The following is an 18,028-nucleotide window of genomic DNA, read 5'->3' on the forward strand; positions in this document are numbered from 1 at the left end:
GCCGGTAGCCGTTGGAGTCCGGTTGGGCGACGGTCCAGCCGAACAGCGCGGTGTAAAACGCCGTCGTCGTCCCCATATCGGGGGTGCCGAGGTCGATCCAGCTCACGGTGTTCTCGGGGTGCCGCGTGATGTTCATCGAGATGACTTTCCGTTGAGGCCGCCTCGCCCCGGCGGTGGAGCGAGGCGGTGTTCAGAGCCGACTCGGCGGCAACCTGCGGTGTCAGGTGTAGTAGGGCGAGTTCAGGTCGAGACTGGCGTCTTTGACGATGTCGCCGTCGAACAGTCGTGTCGTTGCCGGGGCTCCGGCCCGGCGGGCTTCTTCGGCGAAGGGGCCCTGAGCGAAGGCCAGGGCGTTCTGGGTGCTGTCGAACTCGTAGAAGCCGCCGAGGGTGTGAGTTCCGATGCCGGACAGCCACGTCTTGCGGATCAGGCCCGGCGCGGTCTTCAGCGCCGCATTGATCTGGTGCCAGTCGAACTGATCGAACGGCACTGCTGCCTGGATCTCGGTGTAGAGAAACGTCTTGCCCATCACGAACCTCCGGTTTCGGGGGCTGTCCAGCCCACGCTACTAGTACGTACGTCCTAGCGAGGTGAGCATGGACTAGGATGGCCGTACTAGTCAAGGGGGGTCGCGATGGCCGCAGACACGAAGTCCCGCATGATCAGCGCAGCAATCGGACTGCTGCAGCGCCACGGCCTGGCCGCGATGTCCTTCACCGACGTCCTGGCCGAGAGTGGTGCCGCGCGCGGAGCGATCTATCACCATTTTCCGGGCGGCAAACAGCAACTCGCACTCGAAGCCGCCCGCCGCAACGCAGAAGACGTCCGCAGCGACCTGCACGAACTGCCGGCCCGCACGCCACGCGAAGTCGTGGAGGCGTTCCTTGGCAGCGTCCGCCCCGTGGTGCAGGCGTCCGCCGGGGGCGGCGGCTGCGCAATCGCGGCGGTCACCATCGACGGCGGTGCGGCCATTGCCGACCAGAGCAGCCTGCGCACTGTCGCGGCCGAAGCATTCACCGGATGGGGCGGCGAGCTCGCCGGAAAACTCACCCACGCCGGAATGAGCCCGTCCCAGGCCGCTGATCTGGCCACCCTTATGATCGTCACACTCGAAGGAGCCCACATCCTGTGTCGCGCTGCAGGCAGCATCGCCCCTTTCGACAGAGCTGCTGCGGCCCTGCTCTCCGGCCTCCCGAGCTCGGGTTGAACCGGTGCCGGAACACAACAACGTGGCGAACTGACACGATCAGGCTTCTTTCGACGAGACCTACGCGGCAGTCGCCGCCCTGGTCTCCGACCGCGCCGCCGAGAGGTGAGCACCCATCAGACAACCCGCCAGGCCAACACGCCCCGACCTCATTCGTACACAAGGCCGTTAAAACACGCCTAGAGGAACGTGCGGCCCTCACCCCGGTAGGTCGGGGCGGTGGCCGTCACCCGGTCGTCCTCGATGAGGTGCAACACGTCGAAACGCTCGCACAGTTCACCGGCCTTGGCGTGGCGGAACCACACCCGGTCACCGATCATCAGATCATCGGCCGGGCTGCCGAGGAGCGGGGTCTGCACCTCGCCCGCGCCCTCCTGCGGGTCGTAGCGCAGGCCCTGGGGGAGATATGGCACGGGGAGCCGGTCCGCACCGGCCGCCCCGGAGGCGGGATACCCGCCGCCGAGCACGGTGACGACCCCCACGCCGGGCCTGCGCACCACCGGCTGGGCGAACAGAGCGGCCGGACGGCCCTGGAACGACGTGTAGTTGTCGAACAGCCGCGGCACATAGAGCCCCGATCCGGCGGCGATCTCCGTGACCGCGTCCTCGGCGGCCGTCTGCTGGACACTGCCGGTGCCGCCGCCGTTGACGAACTCCAGATCCGGGACCACGGCGCGGACCGCCCGTACGGCCTCGGCGCGGCGGGCCGCCAGCTCCTTGCGGGCCGCGCTCTGCATGAGCCGGATCGCGCGCGAGCGGAACGGCCGCCCGGCGAGGGAGTCACCGACACCGGCGACATGCCCCTCGTAGCCCATCAGCCCCACGACACGGAACCCCGGCCGGGCCGACACCGCCCGGGCCAGCTCCGCGAGTTGCCGGGGCTCACGCAGCGGCGAACGCCGGGCGCCGACGCGCACCCTGCCGCCGAGGAGGTGCAGCGCGGTGTCCAGCTCCAGGCAGACCCGGATCTCCTGGGTACCGCCGTCCCTCGACCGGTCGATCAGCTTCAGCTGCTCCGCGTCGTCCACCATGACGGTGACGGCGCCGGCCAGCTTGGGGTCACCCGCGAGCTCGGCGAATCCGGCGCGGTCGGCGGAGGGGTAGGCGAGCAGGACGTCCTCGAACCCGGACCGGGCGAGCCAGATGCTCTCGCCGAGGGTGTAGGACATGATCCCGGCGAACCCGGGCCGGGCCAGTACCCGTTCGAGGAGTACGCGGCACCGGACGGACTTGCTGGCCACGCGGATCGGCTTGCCGGCGGCGCGGCGGACGAGATCGTCGGCGTTGGCGTCGAACGCGTCCAGGTCGACGATGGCCAGCGGCGCGTCGAGGTGGGCGGTGGCCTTGTCGTAGCGGGCGCGATCGGATGTCATGCGGGCAGCCTGCCATGCCGGCATACCGGTGGGTAGGGGTCGGCCCCTTCCCATGAGTCCGACAAACCCCACCCCCGCCGCCGCTTGAGGCGACGGGAATACCGCCCAGCGGAACACCCCCGGCCCGGGGGGCAAACCGGCCCGGCAGGGCACCGGCCCGCCGACGCCTGAGGCGAAGGAACCACCGCCCGGCGGCACGACCCCGGCCCGGGGGGGGGCAAACCCACCCGGCCAGCGCACCGCCCCCGCCGGCGCTTGAGGCGAAGGGGCTACGCCCCGGCGGCACGACCACGGGCCCGGGGGGCAAACCCGCCCGGCCAGGACACCGCCCCCGCCGGCGCCTGAGGCGAAGGGGGCTACGCCCCGGCGGCACGACCCCGGCCCGGGGGCCGAACCCACACCCCCCCGCACCGCCCGGCCAGGGCACCGGCACACGTAGAGTACGCAAAGGCCGCAGCGTACGAACGGGGGGCGGAGCCGCCGGATGACGACGTCGACACCGCACGCCGCGGTCCCGGCCGCCCCGCGCCGCCCCGCGCACAAGCGGATCGCGGCCGCCCTGCTGTGCGGTCTGCTCGGGGCCGGGCTCGCCGGCGGAGGCGCCGTCACCGCCTGGGACGAACACCGCGCGGTGCACCGCCCCTTGGCCGCCGACGCCGCCTACCGCAAGGCCGGCGCGCTCTGGCGGGCCACCCCCGTGGACACCTTGTTCCCGCCCGTGCTCGCCGGCCCCGCCGCCGGCCCCGGCAAGGCCGACCGGACCTGGACCCGGGTCGCGGTCGCCCCCGACTCCGACTGCGGACCCGCGCTCAACCCGGACTGGCAGCGCCTGCTGGCCGACGCCGGCTGCACCCGGGTGCTCCGCGCCACCTACACCGACGCCACCCGTAGCTCCCTCATCGCCGTCGGACTCGTCTTCACCTCCGCCGACGCCCCCGCCATGGCCGGTCTCCGCGACCACCTCACCGCCCCGCCCGGCTACGGCTTCACCGACCCGCAGCGCGCCGCCTGGACCGCCTCCGTGCTCCCCGAGGCACCGGTCCTCGTCTACTGCGTCTCGGCGTTCGCCGACGGCCGCCCCCTGGACGTGCCCGTTCCGGCCGGGGAGGCCATGAAGAAGGACGCCACCGGCGCCGTGGCCCAAGCCGGCCTCGGCCACGAGGCCCAGGCCGTCGCGGACCGCATCGCACACGCCGTACGGGCCCTCGCCACCCCGCCGGAGCCCACAAGATGAGCAGACGAGCCCAAGCGGCCACCGCCACCGCCCTCGTACTCGCCGCCCTCCTCGCCGGTACCACCGCGCCCGCCGCCGCCGACACCGCCGACGCCATCCGCGACCGCCAGTGGGGCCTGCTGGCCCTCCGCGCCGAGGAGGCCTGGGGCACCACCCGGGGTGACGGGATCACCGTCGCCGTCCTCGACACCGGGGTCGACGGCACCCACCCCGACCTCGCCGGCCAGGTCCTCGACGGCGCCGACGTCGTCGGCATGGGCGCAGGCCGCGGCGACCGCGCCTGGGCCCGCCACGGCACCGCCATGGCCGGCATCATCGCCGGACGCGGCCACGGCACCAACCGCCGCCAGGGCATCCTCGGCATCGCCCCCCAGGCGAAGATCCTCCCGGTCCGGGTGATCCTCGAAGAGGGCGACCCGGCCCGGGCCAAGGCCCGCGACAGCAAGGGCGGCGCCCTCGCCGAAGGCATCCGCTGGGCCGCAGACCACGGCGCCGACGTCATCAACCTGTCCCTCGGTGACGACAGCGACTCCGCCCACCACGAGGCCGCGGAGGACGAGGCCGTCCAGTACGCCCTCGGCAAGGGCGTGGTCGTCGTCGCCTCCGCCGGCAACAGCGGCAAGGACGGCGACCCCGTCTCCTACCCGGCCGCCTACCCCGGGGTCATCGCCGTCACCGCCGTCGACCGGCACGGCAAGAAGGCCGACTTCTCCACCCGCCACTGGTACGCCACCGTCAGCGCCCCCGGTGTCGACGTGGTCATCGCCGACCCCGACCGCTCCTACTACGAGGGCTGGGGCACCAGCGCCGCGGCGGCCTTCGTCTCCGGCGCCGTGGCCCTCGTCAAGGCCGCGCACCCCGACCTGTCCCCGGCCCAGATCAAGAAGCTGCTGGAGGACACCGCCTCCGACGCCCCGGCCGGCGGCCGCGACGACTCCCGCGGCTACGGACTGGTCGATCCCGTCGCCGCCCTCCAGGCCGCCGACGAGCTGCGCCCCGAGCAGCTGGTCCCCGCGCCCGTCGCGGCCGCGCGGCCGTACTTCGGCCCCGGCCCCGAACCCGTCCGCGCCCCCGAGCGCGGTGCCCGGCTGGGGGCCCCGGTGGCCGCGGCCGCCGGGGTGGCGCTGCTCGCGCTGGCCGCCGTACTGGCCCGGCGTCCGCGGCGCCCGCGGCGGGATAGGGTCGGTTAACTGTGGCGAACAAGAACATTCCCGACCCCGGTTTCTCCGACGACGACGGCTCCGCCGATCCCCGGCTGAGCGCGGCCCTGGCCGCCTGGGCCGAGGACAGAGGCAGGGAGCCGGAGGTGCTGGCGGCCCTCAAGGACGCCCGGCTGCTGGTCCCGGTCGTCGCCGTCCTCGGCGAGGTCGAGACCGACCCGGAAACCGGGCTCAAGCGCGAGAAGACCAGCGACATGGCCGTCCCCACCCTCCAGGCGGGCGACCGGCGGGCCCTGCCGGCCTTCACCTCGATCGCCTCGCTCGCGCTCTGGGACCCGGCGGCCCGGCCGGTGGCCGTTCCGCTGCACCAGGCGCTGAAGGCCGCCGCGCACGAGAAGGCCGACACCGTGGTCCTCGACCTGGCCGGCCCCGTCACGTACCAGCTCACCGGCTCCGCGCTGCTCGCGCTGGCGGAGGGCCGTACGGACGCCGGCCCGCTGGCCGACCCGGCCGTACGCGAGGCGGTACGGGCCGCCGTGTCCGCGGAGCCCGCCGTACTCCGCGCCCACCTGGGCCCGGCCGGGGCGGACGCCGACGGCACCCTCGCGATCGTGCTGGCCGCCGACCCGCAGACCGCTCCGGCGGCCGCGCGCCGGGTCGCCGAGGCGCTGGCGGCCGACGAGACCCTGCGGGCCCGGCTGGTGCGCGGCCTGAACCTTGCGCTGCTCCCCGCGGACGCCCCGGCCCCGCCCGGCGAGCCCCTTTTCAGCCGCGGATAGCCCCCTTTCCAGCGGATGGAAGGGGGCGGACGCGAAGGAGGCCGGGGCAGTGCCCCGGCCTCCTTCGCGTCGCCGCTGTGATCACATGTACGCCTTACGTGTACGGCCTTACGCGTACACCGGGCCCGTGAACTTCTCGCCCGGGCCCTGACCCGGCTCGTCCGGCACGATCGAGGCTTCGCGGAAGGCCAGCTGAAGGGACTTCAGGCCGTCGCGGAGCGGGGCCGCGTGGAAGGAGCTGATCTCGGTGGCGCTCGCCGTGACCAGGCCGGCCAGGGCTGTGATCAGCTTGCGGGCCTCGTCGAGGTCCTTGTGCTCGGAGTCCGGCTTGTCCAGGCCCAGGTTGACCGCCGCGGCGCTCAGCAGGTGCACGGCCACCGTGGTGATCACCTCGACGGCGGGCACGTCCGCGATGTCGCGGGTCATCTCGTCGTAGTCGGGGGCCGTGGCGGAATCGGAGGTGTCAATGGGGGGCGTCGCGTCAGTCATGCGTCACACGATATGCCGTGCGGTGGCCTTGCAACGCGGGTGCTAGTATGTACTTCGACCGGCCGGACACTTATGTGCCCGGCCCACAAGTGGAGGCTCCGATCTCCCACCTGACTGCCCTCCGGGGCGGCGGGTCACCGGTCAGGTGGCATCCATCGTTCCGTACGGACGATGGAAAGCTGCCCGAGTCTGCGCCCCGCGGTTCGCACGCGGCGGTGCTCCGGTTGTTTTGGAGCCCCTGCCTGTGCCCGGCGGGGCTTTTTTGATTCTCCGCCGCGGTCGGTCTGACGATACAAACGTCAGCGACTGTCTGCCAGGCAGCCGTGTGGTGCAACCGAGGAGGATCCATCAGCACCGAGCCCCGCATCAACGACCGGATTCGCGTTCCCGAGGTACGACTCGTCGGTCCCAGCGGCGAGCAGGTCGGCATCGTGCCGCTTGCGAAGGCGCTTGAGCTCGCGCAGGAATACGACCTCGACCTGGTCGAGGTCGCGGCGTCCGCACGCCCGCCGGTCTGCAAGCTCATGGACTACGGCAAGTTCAAGTACGAGTCGGCCATGAAGGCCCGTGAGGCGCGCAAGAACCAGGCGCACACGGTCATCAAGGAAATGAAGCTCCGGCCGAAGATCGACCCGCACGACTATGACACCAAGAAGGGTCACGTCGTTCGGTTCCTCAAGCAGGGCGACAAGGTCAAGATCACGATCATGTTCCGTGGTCGCGAGCAGTCCCGGCCGGAACTCGGCTACCGACTGCTGCAGCGTCTGGCTTCGGACGTCGAGGACCTCGGGTTCATCGAGTCGAACCCGAAGCAGGACGGCCGAAACATGATCATGGTCCTCGGTCCGCACAAGAAGAAGACCGAGGCGATGGCCGAAGCCCGCGAGGCGCAGGCCGCCCGCAAGGCCGAGCGCCAGGGTGTTGCCGCCACTGACGAGGAGGCTTCTGAAGAGGCCCCCGTCGAGGTGGAGGAAACCGCCAACGAGGCAGCCGCCTCTGCCGAGGTTGCCGAGGATGCCGAGGCCGCCTCTCACGAGGCTTCCGCCGAGGCCTGATCCAGGGACGGCCCGTCCCGGATCACCGACACAACATGACGCTCCCGCACAGCCCGGTCCCGTACCGGACCGCGGGGGCGCCACCGACGAGGAGATAACGGCGCTATGCCGAAGAACAAGACGCACAGCGGTTCCAAGAAGCGCTTCAAGATCACCGGCTCCGGCAAGGTGCTCCGTGAGCGCGCCGGCAAGCGCCACCTGCTCGAGCACAAGCCGTCCACGCTGACCCGCCGCCTCACCGGCACCGCGGAGATGGCCCCTGGCGACGCCAAGAAGATCAAGAAGCTTCTCGGCAAGTGACGTTCTCCGCTCCCCTGCCGGGAGCGGACGTCTAGACCGGGAACCCATCGAATTCGGGCCGTGTGAAGACACCCACGGCCCCGCTACAAGGAGTAAAAAGTGGCACGCGTCAAGCGGGCAGTAAACGCCCACAAGAAGCGCCGGGCGATCCTCGAGGCGGCCTCCGGCTACCGCGGTCAGCGTTCGCGCCTGTACCGCAAGGCCAAGGAGCAGGTCACCCACTCGCTGGTCTACAACTTCAACGACCGCAAGAAGCGCAAGGGCGACTTCCGTCAGCTGTGGATCCAGCGCATCAACGCCGCTGCCCGCCAGAACGGCATGACGTACAACCGCCTCATCCAGGGTCTGAAGGCCGCCAACATCGAGGTGGACCGCAAGATCCTCGCGGAGCTGGCCGTCAACGACGCCAACGCGTTCGCCGCCCTCGTCGAGGTTGCGCAGAAGGCGCTTCCGGCCGACGTGAACGCCCCGAAGGCCCCCGCCGCCGCCTAAGCACCACGCTTGGCGCAGCGAGCCTTCACTGGCTTCAGCCCGGACCCGCAGGCCCTGTGCCTGCGGGTCCGGTGCGTTGTTGATGACCTACCTGTTTCGACCCGCAGTACGTACGGAAGCGAGCGCCGACCGCCATGGGTACCCCCGCCCCCGCCGAGCTGATCTCCCCCCGATCCCCGCGGGTGGCCGCCGCCAGGCGACTGGCGCGGCGCAACTTCCGCACCAAGGAGCGCCGGTTCATCGCCGAGGGCCCGCAGGCGGTCCGCGAGGCCGTCGAGCACCGCGGGACCCAGGGCGCGACACTGATCGAGCTGTTCGCGACCGTCGAGGCCGCCGAGCGCTACGCCGGCATCATAGAGGCCGCGCTGGACGCGGGCGCCCGGGTGCACTACGCCTCCGACGAGGTGCTCGCCGAGGTCTCGCAGACCGTCACCCCGCAGGGGCTGGTCGGCGTCTGCCACTTCCTCGACACCCCCTTCGAGGACATCCTGGCGGCCCGGCCCAAGCTGGTCGCCGTCCTCGCGCACGTCCGCGACCCCGGCAACGCCGGTACGGTGCTGCGCTGCGCGGACGCCGCCGGAGCCGACGCGGTGGTGCTGACCGACGCCTCGGTGGACCTGTACAACCCCAAGTCCGTACGGGCCTCCGTGGGCTCCCTCTTCCACCTCCCGGTCGCGGTCGGCGTGCCGGTGGAGCAGGCCGTCGAGGGGCTGCGGGCCGCGGGCGTACGGATCCTCGCGGCCGACGGGGCCGGCGAGGACGACCTCGACGCCGAGCTGGACGCGGGCACCATGGGCGGTCCCTCGGCCTGGGTCTTCGGCAACGAGGCGTGGGGCCTGCCCGAGGAGACCCGGGCGCTGGCGGACGCCGTCGTGCGGGTCCCGATCCACGGCAAGGCCGAGAGTCTGAACCTCGCGACGGCCGCCGCCGTGTGCCTGTACGCGTCCGCGCGTGCACAGCGGGCTCCCGGAGGGTGCCGCTCCGTCACCCCCAGCTAGTAATGTGGCGGCCCGGGGGGCCCACTGCGCTACTCGGAGATGTGGGGTACGGGGAACATGACCGTCGGTACGAACAGCTCGCCAGCGGCCGCCGAGGCGGCCGGTACCCCGACCCCGGCAGGCCCCGCGCACCCGGCACCGGCCCGGGCCGTCCCCGCGCAGTCGATCCCTGCGCAGCCGGTGCCCCCGCAGTCCGTGCCGCAGTCCGTGCCGCAGTCGGTGCCCCCGCAGCCGGTCCCCGCGCAGACCGGTGGCCGTGTGTCGCCCGGCTCCGGGGGCGGGGAGGTGCCCGAGGCCGGGTTCGCCGGGCTCGGGATGGACCCCGACGACCTGCCCGACGGGCTCGTCGTCGCCGACGACACCGGCCGGGTCATCTGCTTCAACTCCGCCGCCGCCCGGATCACCGCCCTCGCCCCCGGCGAGGCGCTCGGTGTCGGGATCGACCGGGCACTACCGCTAGAGGATCTCGAAGGCCGCCGCTGGTGGGCACTCACCGACCCCTACGGCGGCCTGGCCACCCGGCGCGGGCAGCCCGAGCGGAATCTGCTGCTCCCCGGCGGCCGCGAGGTGCTCGTCTCCGCCCGGTACGTCCGCACGCACCCCACCGGGCCGCTGCGCCGGCTCGTCGTCACCCTGCGGGGCACCGAGGCCCGCCGCCGCACCGAGCGCAGCCACGCCGAGCTGATCGCCACCGTCGCGCACGAGCTGCGCTCCCCGCTCACCTCCGTCAAGGGCTTCACCGCGACCCTGCTCGCCAAGTGGGAGCGGTTCACGGACGACCAGAAGCGGCTGATGCTGGAGACCGTCGACGCCGACGCCAACCGGGTCACCCGGCTGATCGCCGAGCTCCTCGACATCTCCCGGATCGACTCCGGGCGGCTGGAGGTGCGCCGCCAGCCCGTGGACCTCTCCACCGCCGTGGGCCGCCACGTCCAGGCGCTCACCGCGAACGGGCAGGCACCCGACCGGTTCCTCGTACGCGTCAGCCGCCCGCTCCCCGATCTGTGGGCCGATCCGGACAAGATCGACCAGATCCTCGGCAACCTTCTCGAAAATGCGGTGCGGCACGGAGACGGAACGGTCACCATCGACGTATCGCCGACCACCTTCGCGAACGCCGCGGGGAAGACCGAGAAGGGAACCGCCGTCACCGTGACCGATGAGGGCCCCGGGATCCCCGAGGAGTCGATGGGCCGCGTCTTCACCCGCTTCTGGCGGGGCAGCAAGCGCGGCGGCACCGGCCTGGGCCTGTACATCGTCAAGGGCATCGTGGAGGCCCACGGCGGCACCATCACGGTCGGCCGCGGCCCCGGCGGCGGCGCCGAGTTCCGATTTATCCTGCCCGTCGCCGCCCCGGCCTACCTCACGCAGTAGCCCTGCGGAGCGTCTCGCCAGGCGGCCCACGGGCTCCTTCCACCCCCCGCGGCCTTTAGACTCGTCCTTTGGCACCTTTGTGTCCTTGTCCGATCAGGTCGATCGAGTCGTCGGGGACCACCAGCCAGCCATCGGAGTACGGGAAGAGATGTCGGCACCGAACAAGTCGTACGACCCTGTCGAGGTCGAGGCACTGAAACCGGAAGAGATCGAGCGCATGCGGGACGAGGCGCTCGCCGCCTTCGCGTCCGCCGGCGACCTCGACGAGCTTCGCGAGGCGAAGACCGCGCACATGGGCGACCGCTCGCCCCTGGCGCTCGCCAACCGTGAGATCGGCGCCCTGCCGCCCCAGGCCAAGGCCGAGGCCGGCAAGCGCGTCGGACAGGCCCGCGGCGCCGTGAACAAGGCCTTCGGGGCCCGCACCGTCGAGCTCGAGGCCGAGCGCGACGAGCGGGTGCTGGTCGAGGAGGCCGTGGACGTCACGCTGCCTTACGACCGCGTCCCGGCCGGCGCCCGGCACCCCCTGACCACGCTGATGGACCGCATCGCGGACATCTTCACGGGCATGGGGTACGAGGTCGCGGAGGGCCCCGAGGTCGAGGCGGAGTGGTTCAACTTCGACGCCCTCAACTTCACGCCCGACCACCCGGCACGCCAGATGCAGGACACCTTCTTCGTCCGGGGGCCGGAAGGCACCGAGGGCGACGAGTCCGGCGTCGTGCTGCGCACCCACACCTCCCCGGTGCAGGCGCGCTCGCTGCTGGAGCGCAAGCCCCCCGTCTACATCGTCTGCCCGGGCCGCGTGTACCGCACGGACGAGCTCGACGCGACGCACACCCCGGTCTTCCACCAGGTCGAGCTGCTCGCCGTGGACGAGGGCCTGACCATGGCCGACCTCAGGGGCACCATCGACCACATGGTCAAGGAGCTCTTCGGCGAGGCCACCACCACGCGCCTGCGCCCGCACTTCTTCCCGTTCACCGAGCCGTCCGCCGAGATGGACATGCAGTGCTACGTGTGCCGCGGCGAGTCGGTGGGCAACCCCGACCGCCCGTGCCGTACCTGCTCCAGCGAGGGCTGGATCGAGCTGGGCGGCTGCGGGATGGTCAACCCCAAGGTGCTCATCGCCTGCGGTGTGGACCCCGAGAAGTACAGCGGGTTCGCCTTCGGGTTCGGTATCGAGCGGATGCTGATGTTCCGCCACAACGTCGAAGACATGCGAGACATGGTCGAGGGTGACGTTCGTTTCACCCGGCCGTTCGGGATGGAGATCTGATGCGGGTCCCGCTTTCTTGGCTGCGGGAGTACGTCGACCTGCCTGCGGGCGAGACCGGTCGTGACGTGGCGGCCAAGCTCGTCGACGCCGGCCTCGAGGTCGAGACCGTCGAGCAGCTCGGCGCCGGGCTCAAGGGCCCCCTCGTCGTCGGCCGGGTGCTGACCATCGAGGAGCTCGAGGGCTTCCGCAAGCCGATCCGTTTCTGCACGGTCGACGTCGGCCAGGCCAACGGCACCGGCGAGCCGCAGGAGATCGTCTGCGGCGCCCGGAACTTCGTCGTCGGCGACAAGGTCGTCGTGGTCCTCCCCGGCGCGGTGCTGCCCGGCGACTTCGCGATCGCCTCGCGCAAGACGTACGGCCGTACCTCGCACGGCATGATCTGCTCCGGCGAAGAGCTGGGCATGGGCGACGACGGCACGCACGGCATCATCGTGCTGCCGCACGAGCACGAGGTCGGCACCGACGCGATCGAGCTGCTCCAGCTCGTCGACGAGGTCCTCGACATCGACATCACCCCGGACCGCGGCTACTGCATGTCCCTGCGCGGTGTGGCCCGTGAGACGGCCACCGCGTACGGTCTGCCGCTGCGCGATCCGGCGCTGCTCGACGTGCCCGCGCCGAACTCGTACGGCTACCTCGTCAAGGTCGATGACCCGGCCGGCTGCGACCGCTTCACCGCGCGCACCGTGACGGGTCTGGACCCCGAGGCGCGCTCCCCGATCTGGCTCACGCGCCGCCTGCAGAAGGCGGGCATGCGCCCGGTCTCGCTCGCCGTCGACGTCACCAACTACGTGATGCTCGAACTGGGCCAGCCGCTGCACGCCTACGACCGTTCCCGTCTGGACGGTGCCATCGGCGTCCGGCGCGCGGAGCAGGGCGAGAAGTTCACCACCCTCGACGGGGTCAAGCGCACGCTCGACGCCGAGGACCTGGTGATCACCGACAACAGGGGCCCGATCGGACTCGCCGGTGTCATGGGCGGCGCCAACACCGAGATCGCCGACTCGGTGATGGACCCGGAGACGGGCGCCGTCACCGGGACCACCGACGTGGTCATCGAGGCCGCGCACTTCGACCCCGTGTCGATCTCGCGCACCGCCCGGCGCCTGAAGCTCTCCTCCGAGTCCTCCAAGCGCTTCGAGCGGGGCGTCGACCCGCAGGCCGCCTCCGCGGCCGCCCAGCGGACCGTCGACCTGCTCGTCCTGCTCGCGGGCGGCACCGCCGAGGCCGGCGTCACCGAGCTCATCGCCCCGGGCGCCCCGCGCACCGTCGCGATGAGCGCGGACCACCCCGACCGGGTCGCGGGCATGGACTACGGCCGCGAGACCGTCGTCCGCCGCCTCCAGGAGATCGGCTGCGACGTCTACGGCCAGGACGAGCTCGTCGTCACCGTGCCGTCGTGGCGTCCCGACCTCGCCGAGCCGAACGACCTCGCCGAGGAAGTCATCCGGCTGGAGGGCTACGGGAACCTCCCGTCGACCCTCCCGCAGGTGCCCTCCGGCCGCGGTCTGACCGCCCGGCAGCAGCTGCACCGCCGGGTCGGCCGCGCGCTGGCCGGCGCGGGCTACGTCGAGGCGCTCAGCTACCCGTTCATCGGCGAGGGCGTGTTCGACCAGCTCCAGCTGCCCGCGCACGACGCCTCCCGCCAGGTCGTCAAGCTGGTCAACCCGATCTCCGACGAGGAGCCGGCGCTGCGCACCACGCTGCTGCCGGGTCTGCTGGGCGCGCTGCGCCGCAACGACAGCCGGGGCAGCCACGACCTCGCGCTGTTCGAGACCGGTTCGGTCTTCCGGGCCGCCGCGAAGCCGGGTGTCGCCGTACGGCTGCCCGTCGACCGGCGTCCCACGGACGAGGAGATCGCCACCCTGGACGCGGCCCTGCCCGCGCAGCCGCGGTACGCCGCGGTCGTGCTGGCCGGTGGGCGCGAGCAGGCCGGCTGGTGGGGCAAGGGCCGTCCGGCCGACTGGGCGGACGCCGTCCAGGCCGCGCGCTCGCTGGCCGTCGAGGCCGGCGTCGAACTCGTCGTGCGCCAGGGCCAGTACGGCCCGTGGCACCCGGGCCGGTGCGCCGAGCTGCTCGTCACCCTGGACGGGGTGGAGACGGTCATCGGTCACGCCGGTGAGCTGCACCCGCGCGTCGTCAAGTCGATGGGCCTGCCGGCCCGTACCAGCGCGATGGAGCTCGACCTCGACCGCCTCGCGGCGGCCGGTGGCGAGGCCGTCCAGGCGCCCCGGATCTCCACCTTCCCGGTGGCGACCCAGGACGTCGCGCTGATCGTGGACGCGTCGGTTCCGGCCGCTGCGGTCGAGGCCGCGCTGCGCAAGGGGGCGGGCGAACTGCTCGAATCCCTGCGGCTGTTCGACGTGTTCACCGGTGAGCAGGTGGGCGAGGGCAAGAAGTCCCTCGCGTACGCGCTGCGCTTCCGCGCGGCCGACCGCACGCTGACGGCCGAGGAGTCCACGGCGGCGCGTGACGCGGCGGTGGCCCTGGCCGGCGAGCGTACGGGAGCGGTGCTGCGCGGCGCGTAGTGCTCTGCCGTAGCGCCCTGCCAGGGCTCTGAGGTGCTGCTGAGGGGCGTGTCCGGGTCACCGGACGCGCCCCTCACTCATTTGGGTGAGAACCCCGGTGACCCGTGTCCGGTGCACTGATTTGAGGCGCGGGTCCGGGCAGAGCCCGGTTTCGGGAAGGGGTGGGGAGGAGACGGCTCCGCGCAGCGGCACACGCACGTGCAACCACTCGACGGCGGCGAGACGTTGCCCCCGCTCGGGGTGATCCCCGTACCCGAGGCGCCGGTACCGCAGGACTGCGGTCCACTCCACCCCGGCGACGTACTCGTGCTGCACACCGACGGGGCGGAGGACGCCCGGGACCCGGCCGGGCGTTTCTTCGACCTGCGCGGCGTCCTCGCGGAGGCGGGCGCCGGCACGCTCGTGCGGCTGGTGGCGGGCGTGCACGCCGCGCTGCTGCGCCACACCAGCGGGCGACTCGCCGACGATGCCGCCCTGCTGGTGCTCCGCAACGACCGGTCGTGACCACGCGCACCGGGCCCGGTGGATGGGCCCGGCGCGCGTCCGGCCTGGCCCCCTGCCGGGGCCCGGCGACCAACCGGGCGCCGGCGGGAACCGAGGCGCGCCGCCCGCCCTGCCATGGAGTGTCGGGCAGACAGCAGAACGGGCGGCGCGGTGACGGGTCGTCGCACTGTACGAGGGGGAGCCGACGACCCGGGCTACCTCTTGGCGAGGCTCTTAAGTGAAGCGCCCCGGGCCACTCCTCCGGCAGGGTGCGTATCGCATTTATGCGCGTACTCACTTCACACCCTGTGTGAATCGGGGGCAGTGCACCGGCCCAGCCACTAGCCTGAGTTCGACGAGCCCTTGGAGGGGCACATGCAGCCCAACGCCCTGCTAGACGCCCTCCTCGTCGAGGCGGGAATGTCCCACGCCGGACTCGCCGCGCATGTCAACCAGGCGGGCCGGACCCGCGGACTCGCGCTGCGCTACGAACACACCGCGGTCTCCCGCTGGTTGAAGGGGCAGCGGCCGCGGGGCCAGGTTCCCGACCTGATCTGCGAGGTGCTCGGCGGCCGACTGAGGCGCCCGGTGTCGCTGGACGACGTAGGGCTCGGGGTGCCCGGCCAGGCGGACCTGCACGCCACCCCGCTCAGCGGCTTCGTCGACCGCGCGGCCGCGCTGTGGCGGTCCGACGAGCAGGGGCGGACCCAGCTCCTGTCCGCCGCGGCGGTCACCGGAACCCCCGCCGTGATCCCGGTATGGGAGTGGGAGAACCCGCCCGAGGACGCCGACGTGTCCCGTGAGGGCCCGACGAGGACCGGCCCCGAGCACATCGAGATCCTGCGGGCCGCCCGCGCGCACTACGAGCTGATGTACCGGCGGGCCGGCGGGATGGCCACCCGGGACCGGATCGTCCGCTTCCTCGGCAACGAGACCGCGCCCATGCTGCGCGGAAGCTACCCCGACGGCCTCGGCCGCCAACTGCACCGGGCCACCGGGTCCCTCGTGGCGGTGGCCGGCATCTGCGCCTACGACTCGGACGCCCACGGGCTCGCCCAGCGCTATTTCCACCAGGCGCTCCGGCTGGCCAAGGCGAGCGGCGACCGGGGACTGGGGGCGTACGTCATCGCGCTGCTGGTCAACCAGTGCCTGCATCTGCGGGACCACCGGCAGGCCGTCGCCTTCGCCGAGGCCGCCCTGCGCGCCGCGGGCCGCCACACCACCCCGGCGCTGGCCGCGGACCTGTACGCGATGCAGGCCAAGGCGTACGCCCAACTCGGCGACACCCGCGCCGCGTTGGAGTGCATCCGGCATGCCGAGGCGGCCGCCGAGCGGATCAGGCCGGGCGCGGAGCCCGACGAGACCGGCTACGTACAGCCCGGGCTGGTCAACGTACAGGTGGCCGAGGCGCTGCTCAGCCTCGGGGATCTCAATGCCGCGCACGAGCAGGCGGTGGCCGCCGTGGGCACCCCGGCGCACGACCGCGGCCGCGTCCACCGGCTGGCGATGCTGTGTGAGATCCAGCTGCGCCAGGGTGAGGCGGACCGGGCGGTGGCGGCCGCGGCCGAAATGGCCGAGCGGGCCAAGGGGATGGAGTCGCTCCGGCTGCGGGACCGGCTGCGGGCGGTCCGCGAACAGCTGCTGACCAGCGGTTGTGCCGGCGCGGAGGAGACCGCGCAGCTGATCGACGGGGCTTTGCGCGTTCCCCTGTGACGGACCGAACTGCTGCCATGTTGCCACCTACAGATACGGAAGGTGGCAAAACCGTGCAGTGGATGAACCTGAGTGAGCAGACCGTATACAAGAACCGCTGGTTCGACGTGAATCTCGCCGATGTGGAACTCCCCGACGGCCGGCACCTGGACCACTTCGTGATCCGGCTGCGCCCGGTCGCCGTCGCCACGGCCGTCAACGAGGCCAACGAGGTGCTGCTGCTGTGGCGGCACCGGTTCATCACCGGCAGCTGGGGCTGGGAACTGCCCGCCGGCGTGGTCGAGGACGGCGAGGACATCGCCGTCGCCGCGGCCCGGGAGATGGAGGAGGAATCAGGCTGGCGGCCCGGCCCGCTCCAGCACCTGATGACCGTGGAGCCCTCCAACGGGCTGACCGACGCCCGCCACCACCTCTACTGGGCGGACGGGGCCACGTACATCGGCCACCCGGAGGACGACTTCGAGTCCTCGCGCCGCGAGTGGGTCCCGCTGAAACTCGTGCCGGACATGATCGCGCGCGGCGAGATCCCGGCCGCCAACATGGCGGCCGGGCTGCTGCTTCTGCACCATCTGCGGCTCGGTTAGCCGTACGGGTAGAAGCCCGAGCCGGTCTTGCGGCCGAGGCGGCCCGCGTCGACCATCCGCTGGAGCAGCGGGGGAGCGGCGTACAGGGGCTCCTTGAACTCGGCGTACATCGAGTCGGCCACCGAGGCGACGGTGTCCAGGCCGATCAGGTCCGCGAGCTTCAGCGGGCCCATCGGGTGGGCGCAGCCCAGCTCCATGCCGTTGTCGATGTCCTCGCGGCTCGCGATGCCGGACTCGAACATCCGGATCGCCGACAACAGGTACGGGATGAGCAGTGCGTTGACGACGAAGCCGGAACGGTCCTGGGCGCGGATCGCGTGCTTGCCGAGCACGTCCCGCACCAGGGCCTCTGCCCGCTTCACCGTCTCCTCGCCCGTGGTCAGGGCGGGGATCAGCTCGACGAGCTTCTGCACCGGGGCCGGGTTGAAGAAGTGGATGCCGATGACCTGGTCCGGGCGCGAGGTGGCGACGGCCAGCTTCACCAGCGGAATCGAGGAGGTGTTGGAGGCGAGGATCGCGTCCGGACGGGTGATCACCTGGTCGAGGACCTGGAAGATCTCCGTCTTGACCTGCTCGTTCTCGACGACGGCCTCGATGACGAGATCGCGGTCGGCGAACTCGCCGAGGTCGGTGGTGAAGGTGAGGCGGGCCAGGGTGGCGTCCCGCTCCTCCTCGCTGATCTTGCCGCGTTCGGCGGCCTTCATCAGGGAGTTGTGCAGCCGGGTGCGCCCGATCTCCAGGGCCTCGCCAGTGGTCTCGGCGACCTTCACCTCAAGACCGCTGCGGGCACACACCTCGGCGATGCCGGCGCCCATTTGGCCACAGCCCACTACGCCGACCCGTGCGATGTCGGTAGGGAGGTCCGTCACTTCGTGCCTTTCGCTGCTCATCCATCGCGGGTCCCCCGTACCTGGCAGTGGTAACTGCGTTCCGGCGCCCGCCACGCCCCCCGACGTTACCCCCGACCTTGGCCTTGGTGGCGG

The 18,028-nt window shown here is 72.1% G+C and carries 18 protein-coding genes; 14 read left to right on the top strand and 4 right to left on the bottom strand.

The window, feature by feature from the left end; all coding sequences use genetic code 11:
- Positions 1 to 220 precede the first annotated feature (220 nt).
- Positions 221 to 532, bottom strand: coding sequence for a hypothetical protein (locus J7I97_RS23950; RefSeq protein WP_214938256.1), 312 nt, complete (start codon positions 530 to 532; stop codon positions 221 to 223).
- Positions 533 to 634: 102 nt separating this feature from the next.
- On the opposite strand from J7I97_RS23950, the gene J7I97_RS23955 reads away from it, so the two are divergent.
- On the top strand, positions 635 to 1,207 hold the full coding sequence (locus tag J7I97_RS23955) for a TetR/AcrR family transcriptional regulator (RefSeq protein ID WP_214938258.1): 573 nt from the start codon (positions 635 to 637) through the stop codon (positions 1,205 to 1,207).
- 179 nt (positions 1,208 to 1,386) lie between these two features.
- Here J7I97_RS23955 and J7I97_RS23960 read toward each other — a convergent pair whose 3' ends face one another.
- A complete protein-coding gene (locus J7I97_RS23960) occupies positions 1,387 to 2,580 on the bottom strand; it encodes an amino acid deaminase/aldolase (protein ID WP_214938260.1) in 1,194 nt (397 codons plus the stop codon).
- A 484-nt stretch (positions 2,581 to 3,064) separates the two neighbouring features.
- On the opposite strand from J7I97_RS23960, the gene J7I97_RS23965 reads away from it, so the two are divergent.
- From J7I97_RS23965 to J7I97_RS23975, 3 genes are read left to right on the top strand one after another with little or no spacing between them, the layout of a single operon-like run.
- Complete coding sequence (locus tag J7I97_RS23965) at positions 3,065 to 3,814, top strand: hypothetical protein (protein ID WP_214938262.1); 750 nt, start codon at positions 3,065 to 3,067, stop codon at positions 3,812 to 3,814.
- Complete coding sequence (gene mycP / locus J7I97_RS23970) at positions 3,811 to 5,004, top strand: type VII secretion-associated serine protease mycosin (protein WP_214938264.1); 1,194 nt, start codon at positions 3,811 to 3,813, stop codon at positions 5,002 to 5,004. The genes J7I97_RS23965 and mycP overlap by 4 nt, the downstream gene beginning before the upstream one ends.
- A 2-nt stretch (positions 5,005 to 5,006) precedes the next feature.
- On the top strand, positions 5,007 to 5,753 hold the full coding sequence (locus tag J7I97_RS23975; protein ID WP_214938266.1) for an SseB family protein: 747 nt from the start codon (positions 5,007 to 5,009) through the stop codon (positions 5,751 to 5,753).
- Between the two features lie 108 nt (positions 5,754 to 5,861).
- Here the strand turns inward: J7I97_RS23975 and J7I97_RS23980 are convergent, their stop codons facing one another.
- Entirely contained in the window at positions 5,862 to 6,242 is a 381-nt protein-coding gene (locus J7I97_RS23980; protein ID WP_214938268.1) for a DUF1844 domain-containing protein, read from the bottom strand.
- Positions 6,243 to 6,565: 323 nt separating this feature from the next.
- Between J7I97_RS23980 and infC the strand changes: the two genes are divergently transcribed.
- The 10 genes from infC to J7I97_RS24030 all read left to right on the top strand — a co-directional run bounded on the left by infC (position 6,566) and on the right by J7I97_RS24030 (position 17,045).
- Positions 6,566 to 7,297 (top strand): translation initiation factor IF-3, encoded by a 732-nt coding sequence (gene infC, locus J7I97_RS23985; protein ID WP_214938270.1) that lies wholly within the window; start codon positions 6,566 to 6,568, stop codon positions 7,295 to 7,297.
- Positions 7,298 to 7,402: 105 nt separating this feature from the next.
- The gene (gene rpmI / locus J7I97_RS23990) at positions 7,403 to 7,597 is read left to right on the top strand and encodes a 50S ribosomal protein L35 (RefSeq protein ID WP_214938272.1); all 195 of its coding nucleotides are present in this window, start codon (positions 7,403 to 7,405) and stop codon (positions 7,595 to 7,597) included.
- Positions 7,598 to 7,696: 99 nt separating this feature from the next.
- The gene (gene rplT, locus J7I97_RS23995; RefSeq protein WP_008741875.1) at positions 7,697 to 8,089 is read left to right on the top strand and encodes a 50S ribosomal protein L20; all 393 of its coding nucleotides are present in this window, start codon (positions 7,697 to 7,699) and stop codon (positions 8,087 to 8,089) included.
- A gap of 134 nt (positions 8,090 to 8,223) precedes the next feature.
- Positions 8,224 to 9,087, top strand: coding sequence for an RNA methyltransferase (locus J7I97_RS24000; protein WP_214938274.1), 864 nt, complete (start codon positions 8,224 to 8,226; stop codon positions 9,085 to 9,087).
- Between the two features lie 315 nt (positions 9,088 to 9,402).
- Complete coding sequence (locus J7I97_RS24005) at positions 9,403 to 10,461, top strand: ATP-binding protein (protein WP_251059122.1); 1,059 nt, start codon at positions 9,403 to 9,405, stop codon at positions 10,459 to 10,461.
- Between the two features lie 148 nt (positions 10,462 to 10,609).
- Entirely contained in the window at positions 10,610 to 11,737 is a 1,128-nt protein-coding gene (gene pheS / locus J7I97_RS24010; protein ID WP_214938377.1) for a phenylalanine--tRNA ligase subunit alpha, read from the top strand.
- Positions 11,737 to 14,265 (top strand): phenylalanine--tRNA ligase subunit beta, encoded by a 2,529-nt coding sequence (pheT, locus tag J7I97_RS24015; RefSeq protein WP_214938278.1) that lies wholly within the window; start codon positions 11,737 to 11,739, stop codon positions 14,263 to 14,265. Before pheS ends, pheT begins: the two co-directional genes overlap by 1 nt.
- Positions 14,266 to 14,463: 198 nt before the next feature.
- A complete protein-coding gene (locus J7I97_RS24020; RefSeq protein ID WP_214938280.1) occupies positions 14,464 to 14,769 on the top strand; it encodes a SpoIIE family protein phosphatase in 306 nt (101 codons plus the stop codon).
- 354 nt (positions 14,770 to 15,123) lie between these two features.
- A complete protein-coding gene (locus tag J7I97_RS24025; RefSeq protein WP_214938281.1) occupies positions 15,124 to 16,461 on the top strand; it encodes a transcriptional regulator in 1,338 nt (445 codons plus the stop codon).
- A 62-nt stretch (positions 16,462 to 16,523) separates the two neighbouring features.
- On the top strand, positions 16,524 to 17,045 hold the full coding sequence (locus tag J7I97_RS24030) for an NUDIX hydrolase (protein ID WP_251050668.1): 522 nt from the start codon (positions 16,524 to 16,526) through the stop codon (positions 17,043 to 17,045).
- On the opposite strand, the gene J7I97_RS24035 is transcribed toward J7I97_RS24030, so the two are convergent.
- Positions 17,042 to 17,935 carry a 3-hydroxybutyryl-CoA dehydrogenase gene (locus J7I97_RS24035; RefSeq protein ID WP_214938285.1) on the bottom strand — a complete coding sequence of 298 codons (894 nt, stop codon included), beginning with the start codon at positions 17,933 to 17,935 and terminating at the stop codon, positions 17,042 to 17,044. The two genes, J7I97_RS24030 and J7I97_RS24035, sit on opposite strands and share 4 nt — an antisense overlap.
- Positions 17,936 to 18,028 lie beyond the last annotated feature (93 nt).

The sequence above is a fragment of the Streptomyces sp. ISL-87 genome (assembly GCF_018614095.1).
Taxonomy (GTDB): domain Bacteria; phylum Actinomycetota; class Actinomycetes; order Streptomycetales; family Streptomycetaceae; genus Streptomyces.